We start from the raw sequence: 23,669 nt of genomic DNA on the forward strand, positions 1-23,669 counted from the left end.
TATGACAAGTGACGACCAGACTGCAGGCAACCGACATTAGGTTAGCACAGGCTAGATGCAGGCCCAGGCCATCAGCAGCATCAGCATCAAGAAGCGAGGGGCGTCAATTTGGGTGTCAAAAAGCCCCCCAACCAGAAAACCACTTAACCCGGCCAGTGCGGCAACCGACAACCCGTCACCCCTCCAAGCCTTTCGGGCAGCCCGGCCCAGCGCCAGCGCAAATAAAGCGCCCAACGCCACCACCCCAAACCAGCCCTGGTCGAATAGTACGCCGTAAAACAGGCTGTGCGTGCGCCAGTGCGCATGCAGCGTACCCGTGGTGGCAAAAAACCAGTGGTCCAGACCCTGCGCAAAGTCACCATTGCGTAGCAGGTTGGTGCCAAGTGCGGTTTCCAGCTTGACATTGTCAATGTCAACTGTTGATGCTGCTCCCGCGTGGCTGAGTGTGAGTTTGATGGGTCTTTGGCGGTACCACGGTCGGGCGACAAGTGCGCTGGTGTCGATGGACGCGTCCAGGCTGCGCCAGGCACCAGACTCGTTGCCCAAGTCAAACATGGGCGAGACGCAGTTGGCAGAGGTCAACAGCGATTTCTCGCACAGGTTGACCGTAATTTTTATAGCGGGCTGATTGGCACGCACGTCCAGCTTAAGCAGGTAGTGTTGCCCCGGCTCTACCGCTACAAATTGATCCAGGCCGATGGGGTCACCCGAGTCCAGTCGCAGGTAGGTGTTGCCTGCTTCGGCTTTGAGCTGGTAGGTGCCGACCTTGGGGTGCAAGGTGCTGCGCCAGTATTTGGTTTCAGGGAAGCGGCCCAGGCCCATGCCGAAGAGCGAGGTAACCCAGTCGGGGTCGCGTATGGCGAGGGCATCTTGCCAATGCGCTTGTCTGAAAGTCATGTCAGCACCGGCTGTTTCAAGCCGTGACTGTACAAACCCGCCCGTGAAGATGGGTAGCGCAATCAGCAGCATGGCGCCTGCTGCTCCTGCCAAAATAACCACGCCCCGAACAAGTCGTCTTGCTTTAAGTAGCGTAGCCAACAGCACGATGCCCACGGCAACCCCCAGCGACAAATAGCCGCCACGGGAAAATGTCACCATCAGGGCATAGGTCGCCGCCAGCATGAACAAGGCGCCAGCCACCCGGGTGGGCCAGCGCCGCGCCTCAAAGGTAAGCACCATCAAAAATGGCATGGCGGCAGCCAGGTAGCAGTCCACGTAAGCGCCCCCTGTGTGGTTGGCCGAAAAAGCGCCAGTAACTCGGTAGCCGTCAGTAAAGTTCCAGAGTTCGCTGAAAGCCAGGCGTTCCCAGGCAATCACCACAACCGTCAGGCCAAGCCCAACGACCATGCCCCAGGCAAAGGGGCGGCGTGCATCAATGCCTGAGGCCCTAAACCGCCTGAACAAGCCAATGAGCAGCGCCGCCCATGCCGCACCTTTGACTACGCGCAAGGCGTTGTAGGGGCTGAAGTAGCTATTGAATGAATTAGCGTCTGGCAAGCCAATGGACTGCAAACCCAGAATGGCGCTGATGAAAAAACTTAGCGCCACAAGGCCACCCACAAGCTTGAGCATGAGATCAGTCCGCTGTTGACGCCTTGCCTGGGTGTGCGACGAACCAGGCACGCGGCTGTAGGCCACGGCGAGGCAAACCAGCAAAAGGGCGTCGAATTCGTCTAGAAAAAATCGCCCACTCCACGGCGCAAGATCAAACACGGGCAACGCTGCGGGAATGATGGCAAACGCCAATACTGGGCGACACCACACTACAACAACACAGGTCGCAAGCACCAACCCAACCAATGCGTTGAAAACTGGGAAAGCAGCAACCCAAACGCCGACCATTGCCAAACCAACAAGCAGCCAAATGGGGCGTCGAAATGCAGTAGCACCGACGGCAGCACCAAGAGGCGTGCTTTTGATGAGCGGCTGGCGTGTTTTCTGAAAAAACTGGGGGATGAATATCACCGTAAGCCAGTTGGCTGCGCAGGCCAGAAGAACGTTGGTCAGATCAGGGTGCGAAAGTGGCAAAAAAAGTTTACCCAATTCAATACAAGTTGCCAGCACAAGGGCCACACCTAACGCCAACCCTGGCGAGCGGCGGTGCGCCCAAGCCAGCACCCCAACCGGCGCATACGACAAACTCACGGCTGCAAGACTGAACAGCGCTTTGGCTTCAGTGGTGAAGTAGTGGTAATAAAAGGGAATGAAGCTGACTTGCTCAAGCTGCCCTGAGGCAAAGCGCAAGCCCTGCCAGTTTGTCGTTAGCCAGCCATTGATTTCGAGCATGGCCAACAAATAAGCGGCGGCTAACGGCAGCGTATAGCGCCGCAAGACAGTGGCAATGGTGTCTGCAGTCCAACGGACACTGTGGCGGGCAAGCGCCACGCCACAGCTTAGGCCAAACGCCCTCGTCAACACAGACATGCCTTGCGAGATGCCCGAAGCGATGAAAAATTGCGCCACTTCAATGAAAACGCCAAGCACTGCGCCCATGAGCAGCGCTTTTTTCAGACTGGCCGCACGGGGCTCGCTCAAGCGCGCCAGCAAAAATCCAAATGACAGCGTCAAGACGGCTTCTGCCAGCAACTGCAGACCCAGCAACATGGGCCGGGGGCTGTTGCCAGCGAGCCACCAACCCCAACTGTCCGAACCCATCTTTGCCAACACCTCAGGCCACGACAGCAACAAGTCGTAAGGAAAAAGCGAAAAAGCAATATAGGCAAAAGCGTAGCCTTCAAATGCGCGCGTTTTAAGCCGCTCTGAATCACCAAAAAATGATGCCAGCAACGCCTGGAGCCAGCCTGTAAACCTTGCGGCCAGTGCCAACCCGATCAGGCTGCCGATGCACTCGGCCATGATGTCGTTGAGAGAAACCGTGCGCGGGGGGAAGAAAAGCTGGGTAAATTCAACGCCGATGGCCAGCGCCATTGAAAAAGCAGCGGCAATGACAAACAAAAGGACGCGAGGTATTTTTGAAAAGGCTTGCGTCAGGCATGCTGCCGTCAAAAATCCAACAGGTACGTAAAGCACGCCATTGGCGACCCAGTCGGCGCGCGATTCAATGCCCAGCACCAGGAATGGGATATTCTTGAATGCGTGAACCGCATCTGCCAGCGAGCGCTCCACATATGCCAATGGAACCAAACTACCGTAAACCACAAACAGCACGTAAAGCACAAACAGCCATGCGACCACTGAGTGGCTTGTGCGCGTGTGCTGAAGCTGTTGGGTCATGGCTGTGCGTTGGTCCGTATGTAGACGATATTAACCGGGCAACTCCGCCGACCGTCTCGCCATTGCGGACGAACAGCGGCAATCCATGGCACGCTTGATGCTGCAAGTTGGCCCCCAGCGAGCTATTAAAACCATAGCTATCGCCGCAAGAGTGGCAAGGGTTGGCGCCGTCATTGAGGTTGATGCTGGCGACTATGTGGCCGACGTGGCCGTATGGCAGCAAGACGACATCACCATCCGCGCCGCGGGTGGACGGGTGCGCCTGCTGGCGCAAGGCGCGGCGGCGGAAGGCAAAGGCATTTGGGTGGTGCGCGCCAACCGCATGCGGGTGGAAGGCTTTGACTTTGAGGGCGCAGCCGTGCCCAGCCGCAATGGCGCGGGCCTTCGGCTGGAAACGGGCTCGCTGCGGGTAGACAACTGCCGCTTCAGGTACAACGAAATGGGACTGCTGACCAACAACGACCCGAACACCGTGCTGGAAGCAAACAACTGCGAGTTTGCCTACAACCAGCGGCCCGATGGACACAACCACAACCTGTATGCCGGGCAGATTGCCCGGCTGACCGTGATTGACTGCTATTTTCACCATGCACACAGTGGCCATCTGCTGAAAAGCCGGGCCGCGGTGAGCCACATTGTGAACAGCCGGCTCATTGACGGCGAAGACGGCACGGCCAGTTACGAGCTGGAGTTTCCCAACGGCGGCATGGCCTTTGTGGTGGGGAACACCATTGCGCAAAGCGCCCTCACTGAAAACCAGCACCTGATCTCATACGGCGCCGAGGGCTACAAGTGGCCACACAACGCGCTTTATCTGGTCAACAACAGGCTGGTCAACCCGCTGCCACATGGTGTATTTTTACGGGTGGCACCCGGGGCAGACGCTATACAGGCCATTGGCAACGTGCTGTTAGGCCACGGCTCGCTGGAGGCTGCCGGGCCAGGCCTCTATCAAAACAACCACCGAAGCAACACCCCTGATAATTCGGGCATCCAGTAGCGCCTAGCGCCACCCGCCCCTTACCGTACCCACTGCCCTCTATGCCACTGACCCCAACACCCTCAGCCCCAGGCAACATTGCGCAGGGCAACCTGAGCGTCGACCGCTTCGCCCTGCACTCCCTGTGCTACCGCATCGACAACGGTCAACTGCGCTTTGCGGCCCGGGCGGATGAGCTAGCCGATGCACAGACACAGATTGACCCGCAAGCGATTTTTGATTATCTGTACTTTCACGTCATCCCTTCGCCGCGCACCATCTACAAGGGCATTTATCGGCTGCCGCCAGGACACACCGCCACCCTGCACAACGGCCAAGTCGAGGTCACACCAAACTGGGTTCCCAAATTTGAGGAACCGCACAGCCCATCTTTTGACTCACTCAAGGGTGAATTCCGTCAGCTGCTACAAGACTCCGTGGCGGCGCAATTGGATGGCAGCAAACCGGCCTGCTTTTTGAGCGGAGGCACCGACAGTTCTACCGTGGCCGGCATGATCGGCCTGGCCAGCGGCAAGCCCGCAGCCACCTATTCGATTGGCTTTGACGCGCAGGGCTATGACGAGATGGAATTCGCCCGACTGGCGGCCAAACACTTCAAAACTGAGCACCACGAGTATTACGTCACGCCGGACGACCTGGTACAAGGCATTGCCAAGGTGGCCGCACACTATGACCAGCCGTTTGGCAACTCCTCTGCCCTGCCCTCTTACTACTGCGCCAAAATGGCCCGGGAAGACGGCGTGACCAAAATACTGGGCGGAGACGGGGGCGACGAGCTGTTTGGCGGCAACAGTCGCTATGCCAAGCAGCGGGTATTTGGGTGGTACCAGCATGTGCCCGGTGTGCTACAAAAATCATTGTTGGAACCCCTTCTCAATACGGGGCTGGCGAGCAAATTTGCCTTGACGCGTAAAGCAGGAAGTTATGTGGAACAGGCCCGCGTGCCCATGCCAGACCGGCAGCAGATGTACAACCTGATCATGCATTTGGGCCCCACTGAAGTTCTCACACCAGAATTCATGGCGCAGATTGACACGGCCGCACCGCTGCAACTGGAGCGCCAAGTGTGGCAAATGGCGCAAAACTGTAGCCCACTTAACCAAGAGCTGGCTTATGACTGGCGCTTTACCTTGGCCGAGATTGACCTGCCGAAGGTGATGGGGGCGACCCACTGCGCGGGGGTTGAGGTAGGCTTTCCGATGCTGGATGAACGACTGTTGGATTTCTCACTCAAGCTACCTACCGACTACAAGCTCAAGGGCCTGAAGCTGCGCTGGTTCTTCAAAGAGGCGTTGCGCGGCTTTTTGCCGGATGAAATTTTGACCAAGAAAAAGCAGGGTTTTGGCCTGCCCTTTGGCGTGTGGGCCAACACCCACCCGGCACTGAAAGCGCTCGCCACCGAATCACTGGACAGCCTGGCCAAGCGCGGCATAGTTCGCACTGACTTCATCAAGACCTTGCTGACGAAACGCCTGCCAGAACACCCCGGGTATTTTGGTGAGATGGTGTGGATTTTGATGATGCTGGAGCAATGGTTAGCGGCCAAGGCTCCGAATTTCAGGATGACCTGAATCGTTATTGCGAGCGCAGCGCGACTGCCCTTAATTACTATACTTTTTATAGCTGCTTACGCACGTCATACATGGGCTAGAGGCTTATTTCTTATAAATTTCTTCACCTGTGCTCTTCACCACCGCCACCTTCATCTGCCTGTTTCTGCCAGTCGTTCTGACAGGCTTCTTTGGCATTGCACGACGCAGCCATGCGGCGGCCGCACTGTGGTTGTTTGCGGCGTCGGTGTTCTTTTACGGTTATTGGATACCGGAGTTCACTGTGTTGTTACTCGGCTCCATTGCAGGCAACTTTCTGGTTGGCAGCAAGATATCGAAACTGGTTGACACGGGTAACGCCGACAAGCGTGCGCAGTCAAAGCATTGGCTTGTTTTGGGGGTGGCGGCCAACCTGATGCTGCTGGGCTACTTCAAGTATGCCAACTTCTTTGTTGACAACCTGAATGCTGCGCTGGGGTTCAACTGGCACATTGGACGGGTGATTCTGCCCATTGGCATTTCGTTTTTCACCTTCACACAAATTGCTTTTTTGGCTGATGCATGGCGCAAAGGTGTCAGGGAATACAAGTTTGTGCACTACGGTTTGTTTGTGACTTACTTTCCGCATTTAATTGCTGGGCCAGTGCTGCACCACGCACAGATGATGCCGCAGTTCAGAGATGCAAGCACCTACCGACTTAATGTCGGCAACTTCACTGCCGGACTGGCCATTTTTACCTTGGGCTTGATCAAAAAGATTGTGCTGGCAGATGGCATCAGCCCATACGCGGATGCCATTTTCAACGCGGCTGATGCAGGTGTATCGCCAGACTTTGCTGAAGCCTGGTTAGGTGCAGTGGCCTACACACTGCAGTTGTACTTTGATTTTTCAGGTTACTCAGATATGGCCATTGGCTTGTCGTGGATGTTCAACGTGCGCCTGCCGTTTAACTTCAACTCACCGTACCGTGCAACCAACATCAGTGATTTCTGGCGGCGCTGGCATATGTCGTTGTCTCAATTTCTACGCGACTATTTGTACATTGCGCTGGGCGGTAGCCGCAAGGGCTTGATCAGGCGCTACGCAAACCTGATGGCCACCATGATCTTAGGCGGTTTGTGGCACGGGGCAAGCTGGTCATTCATCATTTGGGGGGGGCTGCATGGACTCTATCTGGGGGTGAATCACGGATTCAGGGCGCTGTGTGGCCCGGTGTTGACCGAGCGGCTTGACCGCAATCGACTGTTTGGTTTGGTCGCGTGGCTGCTGACCATGCTGGCGGTGGTCGTGGCCTGGGTTTTGTTTCGCGCCGAGACCCTGGACGGCGCGGGCAAGATTTTGCAGGCCATGACCCTTGATGCTCGCAGCTCACAAACGCATGTCCTGCTTTGGAATGCCGGTTTGAGTCTGGCCGTGGGTGGCCTGTGGTGCGGTGCGCTTGGCGCCCTGGCGTGCCTGGCACCCAACAGCAACCGCATTGGCGACTATGTGCTCCGGTGGTGCCAATCACATGTCACGGCCAGAACGATCCTTGCGGGCGCCAGTGCCGCAGCCATCACATTCCTGCTGGTCATGAACATCATGCGTACGTCGGTCAGCGCATTCATCTACTTCAATTTTTGACATGATGCGAACCTTTTCTTTGTGGTTGAGCGGTGTGGGTGGCTTCTTGTTGTTGCTGGAGTTGTTGTTTCACCTGCTGCCAGTGTCCACATCGACCGAAACAGGCTATTACATCGACCCACTGATCCTGACTTACCCGCCACACCATCAGTGGACCGATGCCACCGGATGGGACCTGCGCAATGTTCAACGGCTTGAGGCAAACAACTTTGGTTACGTGGCCAGTCGTGATTTTTCACATAACGAAGAAGCCGTGGCATTAATCGGTGACAGTTTTGTTGAGGCGTCCATGCTGACAGCCAAAGACCGGCCCGGCCCACAACTTGAGTACGCCATGGGTTCACGGCCAGTGTTTGCCATGGGCAACCCAGGCACAGCACTGCTTGACTATGCAGAGCGCATTCGCTTTGCGCACGAAAAGTTTGGCATAAGAGATTTTGTGGTGCTGATGGAGCGCGGCGATATCAAGCAATCACTGTGCGGGTCGGGCAACATCAACGCGCGATGCCTTGACCCTAAAACACTTGGGCCACGCATTGAGAAAATCCCTCCCTCCAGCGAAGCAAAACGAATCTTTCGGCATTCCGCATTGGCACAGTATGTGTTTGGGCAACTCAAATTCAGCCCACAAAAGCTATGGCGACAGGCGTTCCCACCTGTGCACAGCAAGGGTTTCGCGACGGGTACTGGGCTAACAAACCCTACTATTGATGTAGCACCTTTTGTTGATGTGGTGTCCTCTGTATTCTTTGAACGTATCAAACCGTATGTCACAGGTAAATTGGTGATCGTGATTGACAGTGACCGCGATGCACTGTTTACAGGCCAATTGAAACCAGATCCATCACGTGCCAAGTTTATTGAGCATGCACGTGCCGCCGGTGCCATCGTGGTTGACACCGAACCACTGTTTCAAGCACATTTCACCCAGTCACACCTCAAACTCGACGTTGGCCCCTACGATGGGCATTTGAATGCGTTAGGCGTGAAATTGATCACACAGGCGGCGGCAAAGTCGCTGACGCAGCAATAGGTGTGATTGGTATGAGTGCGGAACGAATGGCGTGGATTGCCACGTCGCTACGCGACTCTCAGTAAGGATTTTTTGTCCTTGTGGGGGCCGCGCGGGAATCCATAATCACGACCTTTTTTATAGCTGCTTGCGTATGCCATGCTTATAAATTTCTCAGAACCCTTACCCCAAACCGCAGCCGTGTTTTATCCCAAGGGGTGAAACGTTTGATTTGCAGGGGGTCATCGTCCATGCATGAGGCGCCCCACTGGGTGCTGACGGCAGCATCAAAGCCCAGGCTTCGCACAACCTCCACACTTTGTGGCGAGTAGTCTTCGCCTGGTTTGCCGTTGGGATAGGCAAACAAGCCGATGCGCTCATCCAGCAGCTGCTCCAAAAATTGCTTGCTGTTGCCAATTTCCTCCCGAGCCTGATTATCCGTAAGCCTTGCCAGAATGGGGTGTGACACGGTGTGTGCGCCAATTTGCATACCGGCCTGGCGCATGGCTTTGACTTCTAAGGAAGTCATCATGAGGTTCTGTGACAGTTGCACGTTGGCAAGCCTTGCGATTGCTTCAGTGAGGCTGACACGTTCTGCAACTGGACGATATTTGATCTGAGTAATCAGGGATGCAATGGCGGCTTGCTGAACTGCGATGCTGCCTAGCGGATGGCGACCCAAACCCAATTCAGACAAGTCAAGCAGTGTTGCCTGACAACGGCGAACCGCCTCGATAAGCGTGTCGTTCCACATGCGACCACCGTCCAGAAAACCGGTTGCGATGAAAAAAGTGGAGGTTAACCCATGGCGCAGCAGAATGGGCATGGCAACTTGGTAATTGTCAGCATAGCCATCGTCAAATGTGATGCAGGCCGCACGAGCTGGTAAAGTGCCCGCGTTCAAATGCTGCACAGCTTGGTCCAGTGGCAGCACGTTGAACCACACAGCCAGCCAACCACACAATTCGTCAAAACGGCTTGCGTACATTTCATCTGGAAACAGTGGGTCTGGCTCGGGCAGCACGCGATGAAAAATTAAAACAGACAGTCGAGCCTTGGGACCGACGGGGGATGCCCAGCCAAGAAGTTGTTTAAACATCGATCAACCGTCTTGAGTACGCGTAGCCAAGCCGGGAAGAGTCTTCCAGCCAGGCGAATAAGTTGGCTCGGTGAGCCAGCATTTTTTTTCAACCCAGATACGAGTCAAAACCACCATGACCATGATGTCATAAGGCAAGTCAAAGTAAGCAAGACTCAGAAAAGCGCCCCCCACTGCGTAGCCGGCCAGCGACACTTGGCAAAAGGTTCCAAGGTCATTGCACCATTTTGCGTCTGAGCTGGAAAATTTTTGACTACGTAACCAACCCGCTGACCGCCAAGTGGCAATAAAAATACCTAAAAACAAAAACAAACCCACAAAACCATGATTACCCAGCACTTGGAAATAAATGCTATGAGCCGCGTGGACTGAAGTTGGATAAGGGGAATACAAGGCAAACAACGCTGGCCGCGCAGCGTTGAATCCAACGCCAAACGGGTAGTGGAAGGCACTGTTCCAAGCGCTCCACCAGGCACTGATACGTCCCATGGCAGATGCATCTTCTTCATAGTTGCCAATTGTGGACATTCGATCTGACCAGCTGTCCGGCATAAACAACACCAACGGGATTGCGACCAGCAACAACGCGACACCAACTTCAAGCTTGTTTTTACCATGCCACCAAAAATAAAAGGCCATAACCGAAATTGCCAATAGTGCACCACGGGATTGCGAGCCTAACGCCGCCACCGCACATAAGACCATCACCGCCGTCATGGTATGACGAGCCCAACGTCCCTGAAGCTGCAGTTGTAAAAATCGGACCAACGGAATCGTCATCACCAGAGCCAGAGCAAACTCGTTGTTATCAGCGATCAACGAGCCTGACGGGCCCCACACCTGGCCACCGCCCCCGTTGACTATTGTGTAAAAACCACCCTTGATTCCCAGAAGAGCCAATGAACCCGCACACACCCACATCAAAGCGAAAATATGCTGTTTGCTACGCAACAGCACCAAAGACAACACAATGAAACCGTCAATTTTCATGACTTTTTTCCACTGCTCGTAGTCACCCGTCGGGTCAAACCCAAGCAACCACGAAAATGTCATCCAGAGCATGAAAAGCACATACCAAGTGACCGGACTGGCCTTGAATGGGGATTCTCTGTCTTTGGTCATCAGCAAGCCCAGCACCACGCTGGTTGCAGCAATGGCAGCAAGCGGTGCGTCATATGCAATGCCATAGGTGTACCGGTGCGGATTCATGATGCTGAGCCAGGTCCACAGCATGATGCCAATCCAGGGGCGGCGCAAAGCGGCCAGCGCACCAGCCATCACAATGGCAATAACCAGAATGTCACGCATGGCTGATGATGTACCTGAATTTGCCGGATTTTTCGGCAGGGATGTTGTCAACCAGATCAACGACAACCTGCACGTCAGCGCCCAGGCGTTGCTTGAAACCAGTGACAATTTTGGCTATGGAGTCTGATGCAAAGGCCTCATTAGTGACCAACTGTACGCGAGTGAGCGCGCGAGATTCCTGAATAACTTTAAAGAAATGCACGCCCGGCAGATCACGCAAGATGTAAATCAACGACAAGCCATGCATTACCGTGCCATTTCCGGCCACCACAAAGTCGGTACTGCGGCCCTGGATTTCTTGCAATAGCGGCAGGCCGCGCCCACAACTGCATGGGGTGGTGCCCAGCACGCCAATGTCGCCGGTACGGTAGCGAATAAAAGGAAAGTCGTTGGTAGACAGGTGGGTGACAACAATCTCACCTGCCACGCCCGAGGGCTGCACCTGGCCAACTTCATTGACGATTTCCACCACGATGTCGTCGGCGGTCAAGTGCATATTGCCTGCCGGGCATTCATGTGCGATAAAGCCAGCGTCCCGCCCCCCATAGCCATTGGCCACCTTGCAACCAAAAGCTTGCTCAATGATGCTGCGCTGTTCGTCATACAGGCGTTCAGAAGTCACAAAGGCCACTTTGACACCCAGGTCTGTCATGTCCACGCCGCGTTTTGCCGCATGCTTGGCAATATGAGCAAGGGCCGACGGGTAGCCGAACAACATGCGGGGCTTGACAGCGCACAGGGTGGCAATGAATTGGTCAAGCTTGGCCTCTGACATTTCAAATGCGGGCAGCAGCTGGGTGCGCAGGAGTTTGTCGCGCACGGACTTGATGCGGTCTTGCTTGCCAAGCTCAATGGGGGAGCCCCAAACGACGATTTCGGGATCGCCAATGTCAACACCCCACCAGCGGGTGGCTCGCCATTTGGCGGCCACATCATGGCTGACGCGTTTGGTGCCAATGTAAAAAATGAGCGGCTCGCCGGAGGAGCCACCGGTGTTGAAGCGCGCCAGGCCCCGCGCGCGGGTGTGCTTGAGCGCGTCGGTGTTAGCGCGAATGAGCGTTTTGGTGAGAAACGGCAGGCGCTGCAGGTCGGCGGTACTTTGGACGCTGGCGGGATCAAAGCCCAACTGCGCAAACAGGTCTCGGTAATACGGCACATTGGCGGCCACGTCTTGCAACAAATCACGCAGGCGCTGCAATTGAAAAGCCGCAAGGCGATCAGCCGGCCACCACTGCACGTCTTCCATTTGGCGCCGCAAGGCGACCGAATCATGGTGCTTTAGTTGCTCATGCAGTGGGAACAAAAGCTTTGAAACAAAGGACGTATACAAACCCACATCAACTCCGGTTGGTCAGCGCGTTGGCTGTGCAATAGCTTGCCGATATACATTGCCCAACACGGGCTGCACACGATTCCAAGTGTAGCGTTGCGCCTCTTGCAGGCCGGCCTCAGCGCGCTGTTGCCAAAGCTTTGCATCTGACAATAAAGTGATACACGCGTGGGCCATGGCGGCTGGGTCTGCTGGCGGCACCAAATCGGCAGTCACCCCATGCTGCGCCAAGTGGGGAATACCACCCACATTGGTACTGACCACGGGCACACCACTTGCCCAGGCTTCCAACACGGAGTTGGGCATGTTGTCGGCCAAGCTAGGGTTGAGCATGATGTCAGCACTGCGGTAAAGCGCGGCCATGGCGTCACGCTCCAGGCGGCCAGCGAATTGCACGGCGTGGGTCAGCCCCATTTCATGAACAGACTGGCGCAGGTGTTGCTCTTCAGGGCCGCTGCCAGCGATGGTCAGGCGGGCTTGCGGAAATGCAGCTTGAACGGTCTGAAATGCACGGATGGCCGTGAGGTTGTCATAAAGCGGCTCAAGGTTGCGGGCCACGATCAGATGTGGGACGACTACGCGAACCGGGTTGCGCGGACGGAAACGGCTGAGGTCAATGATGTTGGGAACAATGCTGGCTGGCATTCCAAAGCGGACAAACACAGCCTGCAAAAAACCAGAAGGTACAACCAACGTCCGCGTCTGGCGCATGGTGAAGCGCACCAGCGGCCCAGCGCGCTTGAGAAATTCAGCGGCTTCACCGCCCCGGTAATTGATGACTACCGGCACGCCACGGCTGCGTGCCATCCACACGGCCGGTGCGGCAAACAAATGCCACGACCAGCCGGAGTTGGCCATGATGTGAAACATGTCGACGTGGCCCGCAGTGCGCCAAAGGTTTGCCAGATAAGGAAAGAGCCGAAACACGGCACGCAACACTGGCACGCCACCCACCCATTTGGGACGATAAGGTGCATTGACTTGCACGGTGGTCACTTTGGCACCGGCTGCGGTCAACAACTCAGCCAATTGTCGCGTCTGGTTGGCCATGCCACCCGATGGTGGCGGCAGCGGCCCGACGAGGCCAAGACGCAGTCCTGACATGCCTTGAATGCTCATGAGAATGCCTCAACAGACTGGGTTTTTTGCGGAACAAGCTTTTTGTACGGCTCCACATAGTTGGCCACACTGTTCTTCCAGTTGCGCACATCTTCCACGTACTCGCGACCATTGGTCTTAAGCACGGGCCACAAGGTGGGGTTGTTGAGCAGGCGTAGCAGCGCCTGTGCCAGGGCCTCGGCGCTGCCCGCCTCAAACAGCACACCGGTTTTGTTGTGTTCAATGAGTTCTTTGTGCCCACCCACATCCGAGGCGACAAACAACTGGCCTTGGGCCATGGCTTCTAGCGGTTTGAGCGGCGTGACCAGTTCCGTCAGGCGCATGGGATGGCGCGGGTAAGCCAGCACCTTGATGAGGTCGTAATAGCGGTTGACGTCCTGATGCGGCACACGGCCTGCAAACACCACTTTGTCGGCCACGCCAAGATGCTGTGCTTGCTGGCGCAGGTTGGCTTCCTGCACGCCACCGCCTACCAACAAAACTTTGACATCAGGTCGAGCCTTGATAAGCGCCGGCAGGGCTGCCAGCAGCAAATCAAGCCCTTCATAGGCATAAAACGAGCCGATAAACCCAATAACGGTACAACCGCTGAGGTTCAGCTGCGCCAGCAATGCCGGATCTGGAGGACTTGCCAGATTGAACGCATTGACGTTGACCGCGTTGGGGATGACGGTGACTTTGGAACTGGCCACGCCACGCGCCACGATGTCGGCGCGTAAGCCTTCGCAAATGGTAAACACATGGTCGGCACGCTGGATGGCACGGGTTTCAAGGCCGCGGGTGGCACGGTAGCGCAGGCTACCCTCATTGGTAGAGCCATGGTCCACCGCAGCATCTTCCCAAAACGCACGTATTTCATACACCACTGGTATGCCCAGTTTGCGGCCCACCTTGAGAGCGGGCAGCGCGTTGAGCACCGGCGAGTGGGCGTGAATGATATCGGGCTTGACTTGGCGAGCGACGTCTTCCAGGCGCCGGACCAGTGCGTTCATCAGGGTAACTTCCCTCACTACGGGCAGGTCGGCCAATAGTCCTGAGCCAGACGGCGTGCGATAAAAATGCAAGCCGTCCACATCTTCTTCAGCCGCTTTAGTCTGACCTTGCTTGGGGGACGTGACATGAAAGGTCTCCCAACCCAAAGCACGCTGCTCACGCAAAAGTGCGGCCGTGCGAAAGGTGTAGCCGCTGTGCAACGGAATGGAGTGGTCAAGAACGTGGAGGATACGCAAACTCATGGTGCAGTCGCCACAACGGGTGCATCAACCACTTGGCGTAAAAAAGCTTCAAACATCAGCAGCGTCCAGAGTGGGGCACTGAAATCATGGGCACCAGACTGATGACCCTCCACCAAATGCTGCAAGTAGGTTCTATTGAACCAGCCGGTACTGGCCAACCGCTCGCCCAACACGGCATCGCGCACGCGTTGTTTCAAAGGGCCACGAAACCAACGCGCCAGCGGGACTGAAAAGCCCATTTTTGGCCGGTACAACACATCGTTAGGCAGATAAGTCTCCATGGATTTTTTAAAGATGTACTTACCTTCCTGGCCTTTGATTTTGTAACTGGATGGCAGCGTGGCAAGCCAGTCAACCAACTCGTGGTCCATCAGCGGCTCACGCACTTCAAGCGAATGGGCCATACTGGCCCGGTCTACCTTGGTGTTGATGTCGCCGACCAAGTAGGTTTTCAGGTCAAGGTACTGGATCAGTGCCAATGGGTCATCGGTGCCGGCATTGGCGGCATGACGATCAAAGACTTCTTGCGCGTTGTAACCCGCTAGTTCGGTCTTGAAACTTTGGCTAAACAATGCATCCCGCATCGGGCCTCGCAAAATGGACACGGTGTGAAAATAAGCCTCTACGGAGTTGCGCGCCAGCCCCTCAAAGGTGGTTTTGGCGCGAAACATGCGCGGCGCCCAGTCGGCCTTGGGGTAGAGCCTACCTAGCGTACCAAATAAGGGGCGCCGCACCCCCATAGGCAAAGCGCTGCGCATGTGCTCTTCCATCAGGTGCATGCGGTAGCGGCGGTAGCCGCCTAAAGATTCGTCGCCGCCATCACCCGACAACGCCACTGTGACGTGCTTGCGCGCCAACTGACAGACGCGGTAAGTGGGAATGGCCGAGCTGTCAGCGTAGGGCTCGTCATAGAGGCGAGCCAAGGTATCGATCAAGTCAAAGTCGTCACTTTTGACAACCTCTAACCGGTGATTGGTGTGGTATCGATCGGCCACGGTTTGGGCAAAGACAGACTCGTTGAAGACGGGGTCGTCGAAGCCAATCGAGCAGGTATTGACAGGCTCGTTCGACAAACCGGCCATGACGGCCACCACGGCACTGCTGTCAACACCACCTGACAGAAAGGCGCCGAGTGGCACTTCAGCAATCATGCGCAAGCGCACAGATTCTTTCAGGCGCTGCACCAATTCGGCCTGAGCATCGGCTTCAGAGATGGGGTTATCCAGGCTGAACTTGACATCCCAATATGCCACTGGCTCCGGAATGAGTTGACCGCGCTGAACAGTGAGGGTGTGGGCGGGTGAGAGTTTTTGAGCTTGCTTGAAGATGGTGCGCGGCTCGGCCACATAACCCAGTGCAAAGTATTCCTCTACTGCCAGCGGGTCAATATCACGTCGCAGCCCGCCGTGGGCAAGTACCGATTTGAGCTCAGAACCGAACAACAAGGTACCATCGTCCAGCAGCGCGTAATACATGGGCTTGACGCCCAGGCGGTCGCGCGCCATGAAGAAGGTTTGTTGGTTGCGATCCCACAGGGCAAAGGCAAACATGCCGCGAAACCGCTTGACGCAGTCGGCACCCCAGGATTCCCAAGCATGGACGATGACTTCGGTATCGCTCTTGGTGTGAAACACATGGCCTAGCGCCTGCAGTTCGGGAATGAGTTGCTGGTAGTTATAGATCTCGCCGTTAAAGACAACCACAACGGACCCGTCTTCATTGAACAAAGGTTGCTGCCCGGTGGCAATGTCGATGATGGACAGGCGCCGATGGCCCAGGCCCACACCGGGCTCAATGTGCAGACTGCCTTCGTCGGGGCCGCGGTGCAACTGCGAGTCGTTCATGCGTTGGAGCACGTCGCGACTGATATCGCTGCTGCCGCGGGTGTCAAAAATACCGGTAATACCGCACATGATGTCTGGTGATGTTATTGAATGGGGGGTACACGACCCAATTGCTGGTCATACACAGACTGGTAAGTGGACACCATCGCCTGCATGCTGAAAGTGGCCTGCACACGGTGGCGGCCCGCCTGGCCCATGCTGCGGGCCAGCTCGGGATTGGAGGCAAACCGCACCAATTGGTGCGCTGTGGCCTGTGGATTGGCAGAGGGAACCACATAGCCGGTCTGCCCCTGCATCACCAGGTCGGCGTTGCCGCCCACTGCCGTAGCAATTACCGGCAAACCACTGGCCATGGCCTCCAGAATAGTGTTGGAGATGCCCTCCGCCAGTGAAGGCAAGGCGAAGGCGTGCAGGCCACGCATGATGTCCGGCACGTCGCTGCGCTCACCAGGTAACCACGCCAAGTGAGCCACGCCTGCGGCCTCCAACACGGCTTGGGCCTGCGTTCGCAACGGACCATCCCCGACCATGAGCAGTCGCATGCAGGACCGGAGTTGAGGGGCCATCGCAAGAGCTTGCACAAAAGCGTGCGCCAGCATAACCTGGTCTTTGACGGTTTGCATGCGGCCCACAGTACCCACCAGCCAGTGCTGCGCCGGATTAAAAGGGCAGCCGACAATGGACTGGGGCCCGGCGGGAGACGGGTAGAAGCGTTCGGCATCGACCCCGTTATAGGCTTGCGTGATTTTTTCTTGCGGAACACGTACTTTGTCCACCAAATAGTCAGCCAGATCACGCGACAAGGCCATGTAGTGGTGAACCAAGGGCTTGTAAAAACGACGTACCCGCTGGTAGGTGACATTGCTGCCGTCCAGATCTCCCACGTCGCGGCCGTGTTCACCGTGAATACGAACCGGCACACCGGCCGCCCAGGCCGGAGCCTGCACTTCGAGCGCGGCGAGGTTGCGACTGTGCACGATGGCGGGGCGCAACTGTCTAAACAGTTTGAACAATTTGGGGTACTGCCAGACGCCATGGCCGGGGGGTTTACGCAGAGAAATGAATTCAACATCGCTGCGTTGGATGCGCTGGTGGAAATCTGTAACTTCGGTCAGGGCCAGCACAGCGTGTCGGTAAGCATCGGGTGGCATGTGGTTGATGAGGTTGACAATGCCGTTCTCAAGACCACCGGTATCGAAGCGGTACATCACATGAAGTACGAGTGGACGTTTGTCACCTTGCATGCACGGCCTTTGGAATCGCTTTGCCTTTACAGGCGCCAAAGTTTGTAACCAGCGCCTACGATAGCGCTGCGGTCGAAAGCCGCTTTAACGTCAATGAACGCACCACCTTTGACCAGTTTTTTTGCGAAATCATCCATGGTCAGCACGGCGAATTCTTTGTGGGCGACGGCCGCCACGATGGCATCTGCCCGGGGCAGTTCAATCCAGGGCAACAAAGGCACACCATACTCATGCATGGCTTCATCCGACTCAGCCTGCGGGTCTGTCACAAATACTTCGACACCATAGGACTTGAGTTCGTTGATGATGTCGATGACCTTGGAATTGCGCAGGTCGCCACAATTCTCCTTGAAGGTGAGCCCGAGCACGTTGACCTTGGCGCCTTTAATGTAACTACCGGCCGCAATCATGTGCTTGATGGTCTGCTCTGCAATGAACTTGCCCATGCCGTCATTGATGCGTCGGCCCGCCAAAATCACTTGCGGGTTGTAGCCCAGCATCTCGGCCTTGTGGGTCAGGTAATAAGGGTCAACGCCGATGCAATGGCCGCCCACTAGGCCCGGTTTGAATTTAAGGAAATTCCATTTGGTGCCAGCGGCCTCGAGCACCTCGGTGGTGTCGATGCCGAGTTTATCGAAAATGATGGCCAGCTCATTCATCAGCGAAATATTCAAATCGCGCTGGGTGTTCTCAATCACCTTGGCGGCTTCTGCGGCCTTGATGCTGGAGGCACGATGGACACCTGGCACGATGATGGTCTCATACAGCTTGGCTACTTTATCCAGCGTCTCGGGGGTATCGCCCGAGACAACTTTTAGGATTTTGGTGAGGGTGTGTTCTTTGTCACCGGGGTTGATGCGCTCCGGCGAATAACCTACAAAAAAGTCTTGCTTCCACTTCAGGCCCGACTCGCGCTCCAGCACGGGAATGCAAACCTCTTCAGTAGCGCCGGGATAAACCGTGGATTCGTAAACCACGGTGGCACCCTTTTTCATGTGGCGACCCACGCTGGTGCTGGAGCCAATCAGTGGTCGAAAATCCGGAATATGGGCGTTATCGACCGGGGTGGGGACTGCCACGACGATGATGTCCGCCTCGGCCAGCAAGGTGGGGTCTGCCGTGTATACCGCATGGGGTGAAGCACTCATTTCATCGTCCGACAATTCACGGGAAGGGTCAACACCATTGAGGCATGACTCAACCTTGGACTCGGCGATGTCAAACCCAATAGTGCGATAGTGTTTGCCAAACTCCACCACCAGTGGCAAGCCCACATAGCCCAAACCAATTACAGCAACCACAGTCATTGCAAAATCTCCATAGAATTTATAAAATCACTGCCGTTGCGTCTTGCGCAACAGTTCATTGATGACCGCGTAGTTGGCTGACAAAAAGGATTCCAACACGTCTTCAGCCTTGCCCGGCTGGTCCTTAGATGTGTAAACGATGATGACTGCGGAGTCATCGCCACGCCCCATCAAACGATAGATTGCACTAAAAATTTTGGCGAGGTAATCGCTGGCCGTAATAGTTCCGTTTACCCAATAAATCTGCCAAACAACCAGACCGCCAGCACTGACTTGATCCGTCAAAGCAGCCCCACGCAGCTCCGCCGTTCGCACAGCAACAGACTTGCCGTCCATTGTGACGACGCGGCTAGCGTTGGCCACTTGGGCCCATTGGGGGTCTTTGCTGACAACCAGCACATTGCTGGAACTAACCAACTTGCGGACGTAATTCTGATGGCGGTAATAGCCTAAATATAGCCCCACCACGCGGCCCTGGTTGGCATAACTGTCGTTAATTTCGCCAGATGAATTTTGGAAAGCTGGCTTGAAGCCCTCACCGCCCGGACTAACATTTTGCCAACCTGGGCTCAGAGCCGCCGGAGCGGTAAATCGAGCAAGTTCAGCGCCTTCGCCGCGGTCCATAGCCAATAATGCGATGTGAGGCAATGCTACAAGCGCCGCAAAGCAGGCCGCCGTTATCCATAACGTTGCAGCGGTCACGGAAGGGTTCTGCACGGCGACCGCCGAGGCCCTTACGGCCACTACTTTTTCGGACTCAGCCCAGCGGGCGCCAAGGATGAACATCAGCATAATGACGAGCCCAAAAAAGACCCAGCCGTAAATCAGATGATCAACCCCAACCGCAAGTTTGTTTCCGGAGAGGTGCCCCAACATGACGATCATGAAGGCGCGCATCCAGTTGGCAATGATAGGCACCAAAATGGAAACCATCACGAACAGAATGCGTCGCTGAGTAGATTGGTAGTTGAGGTAGGCAAAAAGGGTGCCTACGGTTAGCGATGCAATCAAGTACCGCACACCGCTACAAGCCTCAACCACAGACCAGTTGCCAGAAGGAATGACGAATTGAAGCCCTTCACGATAAACAGGAATGCCGCTCAGGCGCAGGGCAAAGACAGTGAAATTCGCCGTCCACTCCATGAGTTGGGGCATGAAAAACTCGCCAATTGGCACGGCAAAAAACAAAAAACCCAGCGGAAACATGATCAACCGGGTGATAGATAAACCCAACACGGCAGGCACGGTCAAAATCAGCAGCGCTACAAGAGCCAGTTGGGTAACAGCATTGGCAGCTACCAAATCGCCCAGAAGCCACGCAAAGGCAGTACAAGCGATGACAAGAAGAACCCAGAGTGTCGGCCGGGGTGAATACGCTGCAATGACACTGCGCTGTCGCCAGACGAGCCACAACGAAATGGGAGGAACCAAAAAAGCGTGGGTAAAGGTTTCAGAACGAGCCCAAATTGTCACCATGGCGATACCGGTATCGCGGTAAAGGAACAGCGTCCAAACCACCAGCAAGATCAGTGTGACCAATGCTTGACGCCATGGCTGCTCCCAACTCGAACGATTCTGACCCGCGTGCTTATCAGCAATTATGTTCATGCGTTCTCTCGTGCAAGTGGTTTGGCATCCAGATAACGGTCTATACCTCCGAGGTGTGCGGCCCAACTGTAGCTTTTGACCACCCGTTGTCTTCCAGACTGACCAATGGCAGCAGCCCGGGCGGGTGTTTTCAACAACGCGTGAATTTCGCGAACAAAGTCGTTGTCCTCTGCGGCAGAGATAAGTTCTTCACCGGTCAGTGCATCAATGGCGTCAACACAAGACCGCGACGCCACTACCGGGCACGCCATGGCCATGGCTTCCAAAATCTTGTTTTGAATGCCACGCGCCACGCGCAAGGGTGCAACGACGACGGCCGCATGTTGCAGATAGGGGCGGACATCGGGCACGGTGCCAGTGACCACGACCACATCGGACGCCAAGGCCAAAACTGATGGAGGTGGACTGCGGCCCACGATGTAGAAGCGCAATTGTGGCCACGCCTGACGCAATGCGGGCAGGATGTCATGCACAAACCAGGTGACGGCATCGATGTTGGGCCAGTAGTCCATGGCTCCGGTGAACACCAGTGGAATTTGCGATTGCTGCAACTGGTCGACTTCAAAGGGTGACTTGCGTACCGGATCGGGCGAAAAGTAATCTGCATCAACGCCGTTGCTCATGGGCTCAACCTTGCCTTTACATTCAGGCGCCATTTTTTGAAACAAGGCTGTTTCGTTGTCTGTGACAAAAAATGAACGCTGCGAGCGTGCCGCCACAGCACGTTCATAGGCCAACAGTCGCACACCCTCACGTCGGTACAGCCATGACAAAGGCCACCGATGATTGGCAGCATATTGGGTCCACTTGGCCGAATCCACATCGACAAAATCGACCAGCATGGGGGGGCGAATGACGCCAGGCCCACCTTCAACATACTGCGCCATGACGGATGAAAAGACCACCGTGGCATGTATTTCGTGTTCAGCCAGCGTCTTGTTGACCCAGGCTTGCAGAGGAGCGTCGTGGTAGTAACGCAAGCTTAGCGCCTGGTGCGTCAATAAGCCGGTGAGGCTGCACAACTTGGCGATGCGGGGGATGAGGCGCGCAACATGCAGATCAGCGCACATCGCCCGCACAGTATCAATGTAAGCGTTGTCGGCAGGATCATCCACAAAGGTAGCCAAGAAAACACGGTGCTGAGCCGTCAGATGTTTGAGTAAGTGGTAGGAACGAACCTTGTCGCCCTTGTTGGGGGGGAAAGGCAGCCGATGCACCAGGTAAAGCAGATTGGCCATGGTGGCTGTCAGGCGAGGTTGCGCACAATAAACGGGCCCAACCAGTTGGCCAGACCAATGGGCATGCGGCGCCACGTAGTGATCAGCAGCCTGTACTTGGCATTGGACGGGTTGTTTTGCGGTATGGCATCGCGCTTGTAGAGGCAATACTCGTAGTGCAAGGGCTTGGGCTCAAAGCCCCAGTTCTTTTTGAATGAGAACGAGCCTGTGCCCTGTTTGCTGCGGCCATAGTCGAATACCTTGAGCCCGCGCGCGCAGGAGCGACGCATCAACTCCCAGTATTTGAAATCGTTACCCGCGAGGTCGCGGGCGGATTCGTCGTCGCCCGCGTAGTAGGGCAAGACCTCATCGCGAAAGTAGAAGCTCAACACGCTGCTAAGTGGGCGACCGTCTGGTGCGGTCACGGTAAGCACTTCGCAATCAGCACCAAACTCTGCAAATAGGGCTTTAAAGTATTTCTTGGGCATGGCGGGTGTGCCATGGCGGTGAACGTTATCGGCATAAAGGGCAAAAAAACGGTCTACGCCACTGTCAATTTCACTCACCAAGCCGTTCTTGATGCCTTTGCGCACCATGGCGCGCTGCTTGCGCGGTATGGCCAGCATGTTGGCTTCTTCTTCAGTGAATATTTCTTTGCGAAAAGTAACGTAAAGATCTTGCGTGGGCCAATCCGCGTGGCGCGGATTTACATTCCGTAGTTCAAGATGCGCAACGCCCAGGCGCCGGGCAATTTGCTGGGCCTCAAGTTCCAGGGCCTCTGCTGCCTGTACGGACGCCGCAGCAACGCCGCCGTACACTGCAAACGGTAGGCTGGTGAGCGAGTTGCCAAACAGCCAACTGTTGACGTGGCCTAGCGACAGAACCCCCTGGATACAGCCATCGGCCTCCGCATACAGAAAATAGGTGTCGTGGGAAAAAACATCGCGCACAATTTTTTGCCACCCGGCGCGGTGAAAAAATGTCGCTTCGGGGCACGCCATGACGAACGCGTCCCACAGCGCGGCAGTGGCAGTGTCTTGCGGCAAGAGGCGTTTGACGGTCAGCACAGGATGGTCAGACAACAGCGACATGCTTAGCAAACCTGTCCAGGAAAATATGGTCCATGCGGCCCCACCTGAAATCACGCAGCAACTGGTTCAGACGGCCTTCCATACGGCCAATGTTGACGTAATGCCTAAAGCGCGTTTTGCTGCCGATACCCGCAATACGGGGCTGCTTGGTGTCAATTTCCCAAGGATGAAAATAGAAGATACCCGACTCGCGATCATTCGTGTTCACTCGGCGGAGCATCCAACGTGATAGAGCATAGGGCAGCAACCTGAAATAACCACCACCACTGGAAGGCAAGTTACGGTTGAGTAGCCTCAAAGTGGTAATGGGAATTTCCATCAACCCCGGACGTACTTCGTGAACAAAGCGAGGAGAATCCGGCATACCATAGTGGTCGTGCCGAATGGGATAAATGCTTGAACTGTAACGGTACCCGGCCCGCGTCAGGCAGTCAAAAGCCCAGAGATTGCCGGTACCGATGGAAAAACTTGGGGCGCGGTAGCCCTTGACTTCGCTTCCGGACAAATCTTCCAGAATGATTTTGGCCAGCTGAATATCGGCAAAAAAAGCGTCTTCGGTCTGATCGCTGGCGCGCTCGTGGCCATAGCCGTGGCTGGCCAGTTCATGCCCCTGCTGGACGATTTGACGCACCAACTGGGGGTAACGCTCGGCAATCCAGCCCAAGGTAAAAAAAGTTGCCTTTGTATCGTGATTGGCCAACATTTCGAGAATGCAGTTGATATTGCGCTCTACGCGACATTCACGAATATTCCACTCGGAGCGCGCAATGTGCGGTGCAAATGCGGAGACCTGAAAATAGTCTTCGACATCAATTGTCAATGCGTTGGTGATGGGAATAGCTGGCAT

The 23,669-nt window shown here is 55.7% G+C and carries 17 protein-coding genes; 4 read left to right on the forward strand and 13 right to left on the reverse strand.

All coding sequences use genetic code 11. From position 1 onward, the window contains the following. Window positions 1–51: 51 nt before the first annotated feature. On the reverse strand, window positions 52–3,234 hold the full coding sequence (locus tag AC097N_RS11350; protein WP_479581125.1) for a VanZ family protein: 3,183 nt from the start codon (window positions 3,232–3,234) through the stop codon (window positions 52–54). Window positions 3,235–3,319: 85 nt separating this feature from the next. Between AC097N_RS11350 and AC097N_RS11355 the strand changes: the two genes are divergently transcribed. The 4 genes from AC097N_RS11355 to AC097N_RS11370 all read left to right on the forward strand — a co-directional run bounded on the left by AC097N_RS11355 (window position 3,320) and on the right by AC097N_RS11370 (window position 8,441). Continuing rightward, window positions 3,320–4,234, forward strand: coding sequence for a hypothetical protein (locus tag AC097N_RS11355; protein WP_479581126.1), 915 nt, complete (start codon window positions 3,320–3,322; stop codon window positions 4,232–4,234). A gap of 41 nt (window positions 4,235–4,275) precedes the next feature. Next, on the forward strand, window positions 4,276–5,805 hold the full coding sequence (locus AC097N_RS11360) for an asparagine synthetase B family protein (RefSeq protein ID WP_479581127.1): 1,530 nt from the start codon (window positions 4,276–4,278) through the stop codon (window positions 5,803–5,805). A gap of 109 nt (window positions 5,806–5,914) precedes the next feature. Further along, window positions 5,915–7,408, forward strand: a complete 1,494-nt coding sequence (locus AC097N_RS11365) for an MBOAT family O-acyltransferase (RefSeq protein WP_479581128.1) — start codon at window positions 5,915–5,917, stop codon at window positions 7,406–7,408. Window positions 7,409–7,454: 46 nt separating this feature from the next. Continuing rightward, window positions 7,455–8,441: a hypothetical protein gene (locus tag AC097N_RS11370; protein WP_479581129.1), complete on the forward strand. Its 987-nt coding sequence runs from the start codon at window positions 7,455–7,457 to the stop codon at window positions 8,439–8,441. A gap of 142 nt (window positions 8,442–8,583) precedes the next feature. Here the strand turns inward: AC097N_RS11370 and AC097N_RS11375 are convergent, their stop codons facing one another. The 12 genes from AC097N_RS11375 to AC097N_RS11430 form a co-directional block, all read right to left on the reverse strand. Then, window positions 8,584–9,519 (reverse strand): polysaccharide deacetylase family protein, encoded by a 936-nt coding sequence (locus tag AC097N_RS11375; RefSeq protein WP_479581130.1) that lies wholly within the window; start codon window positions 9,517–9,519, stop codon window positions 8,584–8,586. 3 nt (window positions 9,520–9,522) lie between these two features. Next, window positions 9,523–10,827: a putative O-glycosylation ligase, exosortase A system-associated gene (locus tag AC097N_RS11380; protein WP_479581131.1), complete on the reverse strand. Its 1,305-nt coding sequence runs from the start codon at window positions 10,825–10,827 to the stop codon at window positions 9,523–9,525. Continuing rightward, window positions 10,820–12,085 carry a phenylacetate--CoA ligase family protein gene (locus tag AC097N_RS11385; RefSeq protein WP_479581132.1) on the reverse strand — a complete coding sequence of 422 codons (1,266 nt, stop codon included), beginning with the start codon at window positions 12,083–12,085 and terminating at the stop codon, window positions 10,820–10,822. The genes AC097N_RS11380 and AC097N_RS11385 overlap by 8 nt, the downstream gene beginning before the upstream one ends. Window positions 12,086–12,178: 93 nt before the next feature. After that, on the reverse strand, window positions 12,179–13,276 hold the full coding sequence (locus AC097N_RS11390; protein WP_479581133.1) for a glycosyltransferase family 4 protein: 1,098 nt from the start codon (window positions 13,274–13,276) through the stop codon (window positions 12,179–12,181). Next, window positions 13,273–14,505 (reverse strand): TIGR04063 family PEP-CTERM/XrtA system glycosyltransferase, encoded by a 1,233-nt coding sequence (locus AC097N_RS11395; RefSeq protein WP_479581230.1) that lies wholly within the window; start codon window positions 14,503–14,505, stop codon window positions 13,273–13,275. The genes AC097N_RS11390 and AC097N_RS11395 overlap by 4 nt, the downstream gene beginning before the upstream one ends. A 2-nt stretch (window positions 14,506–14,507) precedes the next feature. Then, a complete protein-coding gene (locus tag AC097N_RS11400; RefSeq protein ID WP_479581134.1) occupies window positions 14,508–16,424 on the reverse strand; it encodes an XrtA/PEP-CTERM system amidotransferase in 1,917 nt (638 codons plus the stop codon). Window positions 16,425–16,438: 14 nt separating this feature from the next. Next, window positions 16,439–17,599: a TIGR03088 family PEP-CTERM/XrtA system glycosyltransferase gene (locus AC097N_RS11405; protein WP_479581135.1), complete on the reverse strand. Its 1,161-nt coding sequence runs from the start codon at window positions 17,597–17,599 to the stop codon at window positions 16,439–16,441. A 26-nt stretch (window positions 17,600–17,625) separates the two neighbouring features. Next, on the reverse strand, window positions 17,626–18,906 hold the full coding sequence (locus AC097N_RS11410; RefSeq protein WP_479581136.1) for a nucleotide sugar dehydrogenase: 1,281 nt from the start codon (window positions 18,904–18,906) through the stop codon (window positions 17,626–17,628). A 27-nt stretch (window positions 18,907–18,933) separates the two neighbouring features. Further along, window positions 18,934–20,514 (reverse strand): exosortase A, encoded by a 1,581-nt coding sequence (gene xrtA, locus AC097N_RS11415; protein WP_479581137.1) that lies wholly within the window; start codon window positions 20,512–20,514, stop codon window positions 18,934–18,936. Continuing rightward, on the reverse strand, window positions 20,511–21,752 hold the full coding sequence (locus tag AC097N_RS11420; RefSeq protein ID WP_479581138.1) for a TIGR03087 family PEP-CTERM/XrtA system glycosyltransferase: 1,242 nt from the start codon (window positions 21,750–21,752) through the stop codon (window positions 20,511–20,513). The genes xrtA and AC097N_RS11420 overlap by 4 nt, the downstream gene beginning before the upstream one ends. Window positions 21,753–21,760: 8 nt before the next feature. Next, window positions 21,761–22,822 (reverse strand): FemAB family XrtA/PEP-CTERM system-associated protein, encoded by a 1,062-nt coding sequence (locus AC097N_RS11425; protein WP_479581139.1) that lies wholly within the window; start codon window positions 22,820–22,822, stop codon window positions 21,761–21,763. Beyond that, complete coding sequence (locus tag AC097N_RS11430) at window positions 22,806–23,669, reverse strand: XrtA system polysaccharide deacetylase (protein ID WP_479581140.1); 864 nt, start codon at window positions 23,667–23,669, stop codon at window positions 22,806–22,808. Before AC097N_RS11430 ends, AC097N_RS11425 begins: the two co-directional genes overlap by 17 nt.

It is taken from the genome of Rhodoferax sp. LS1R11 (assembly GCF_056521395.1).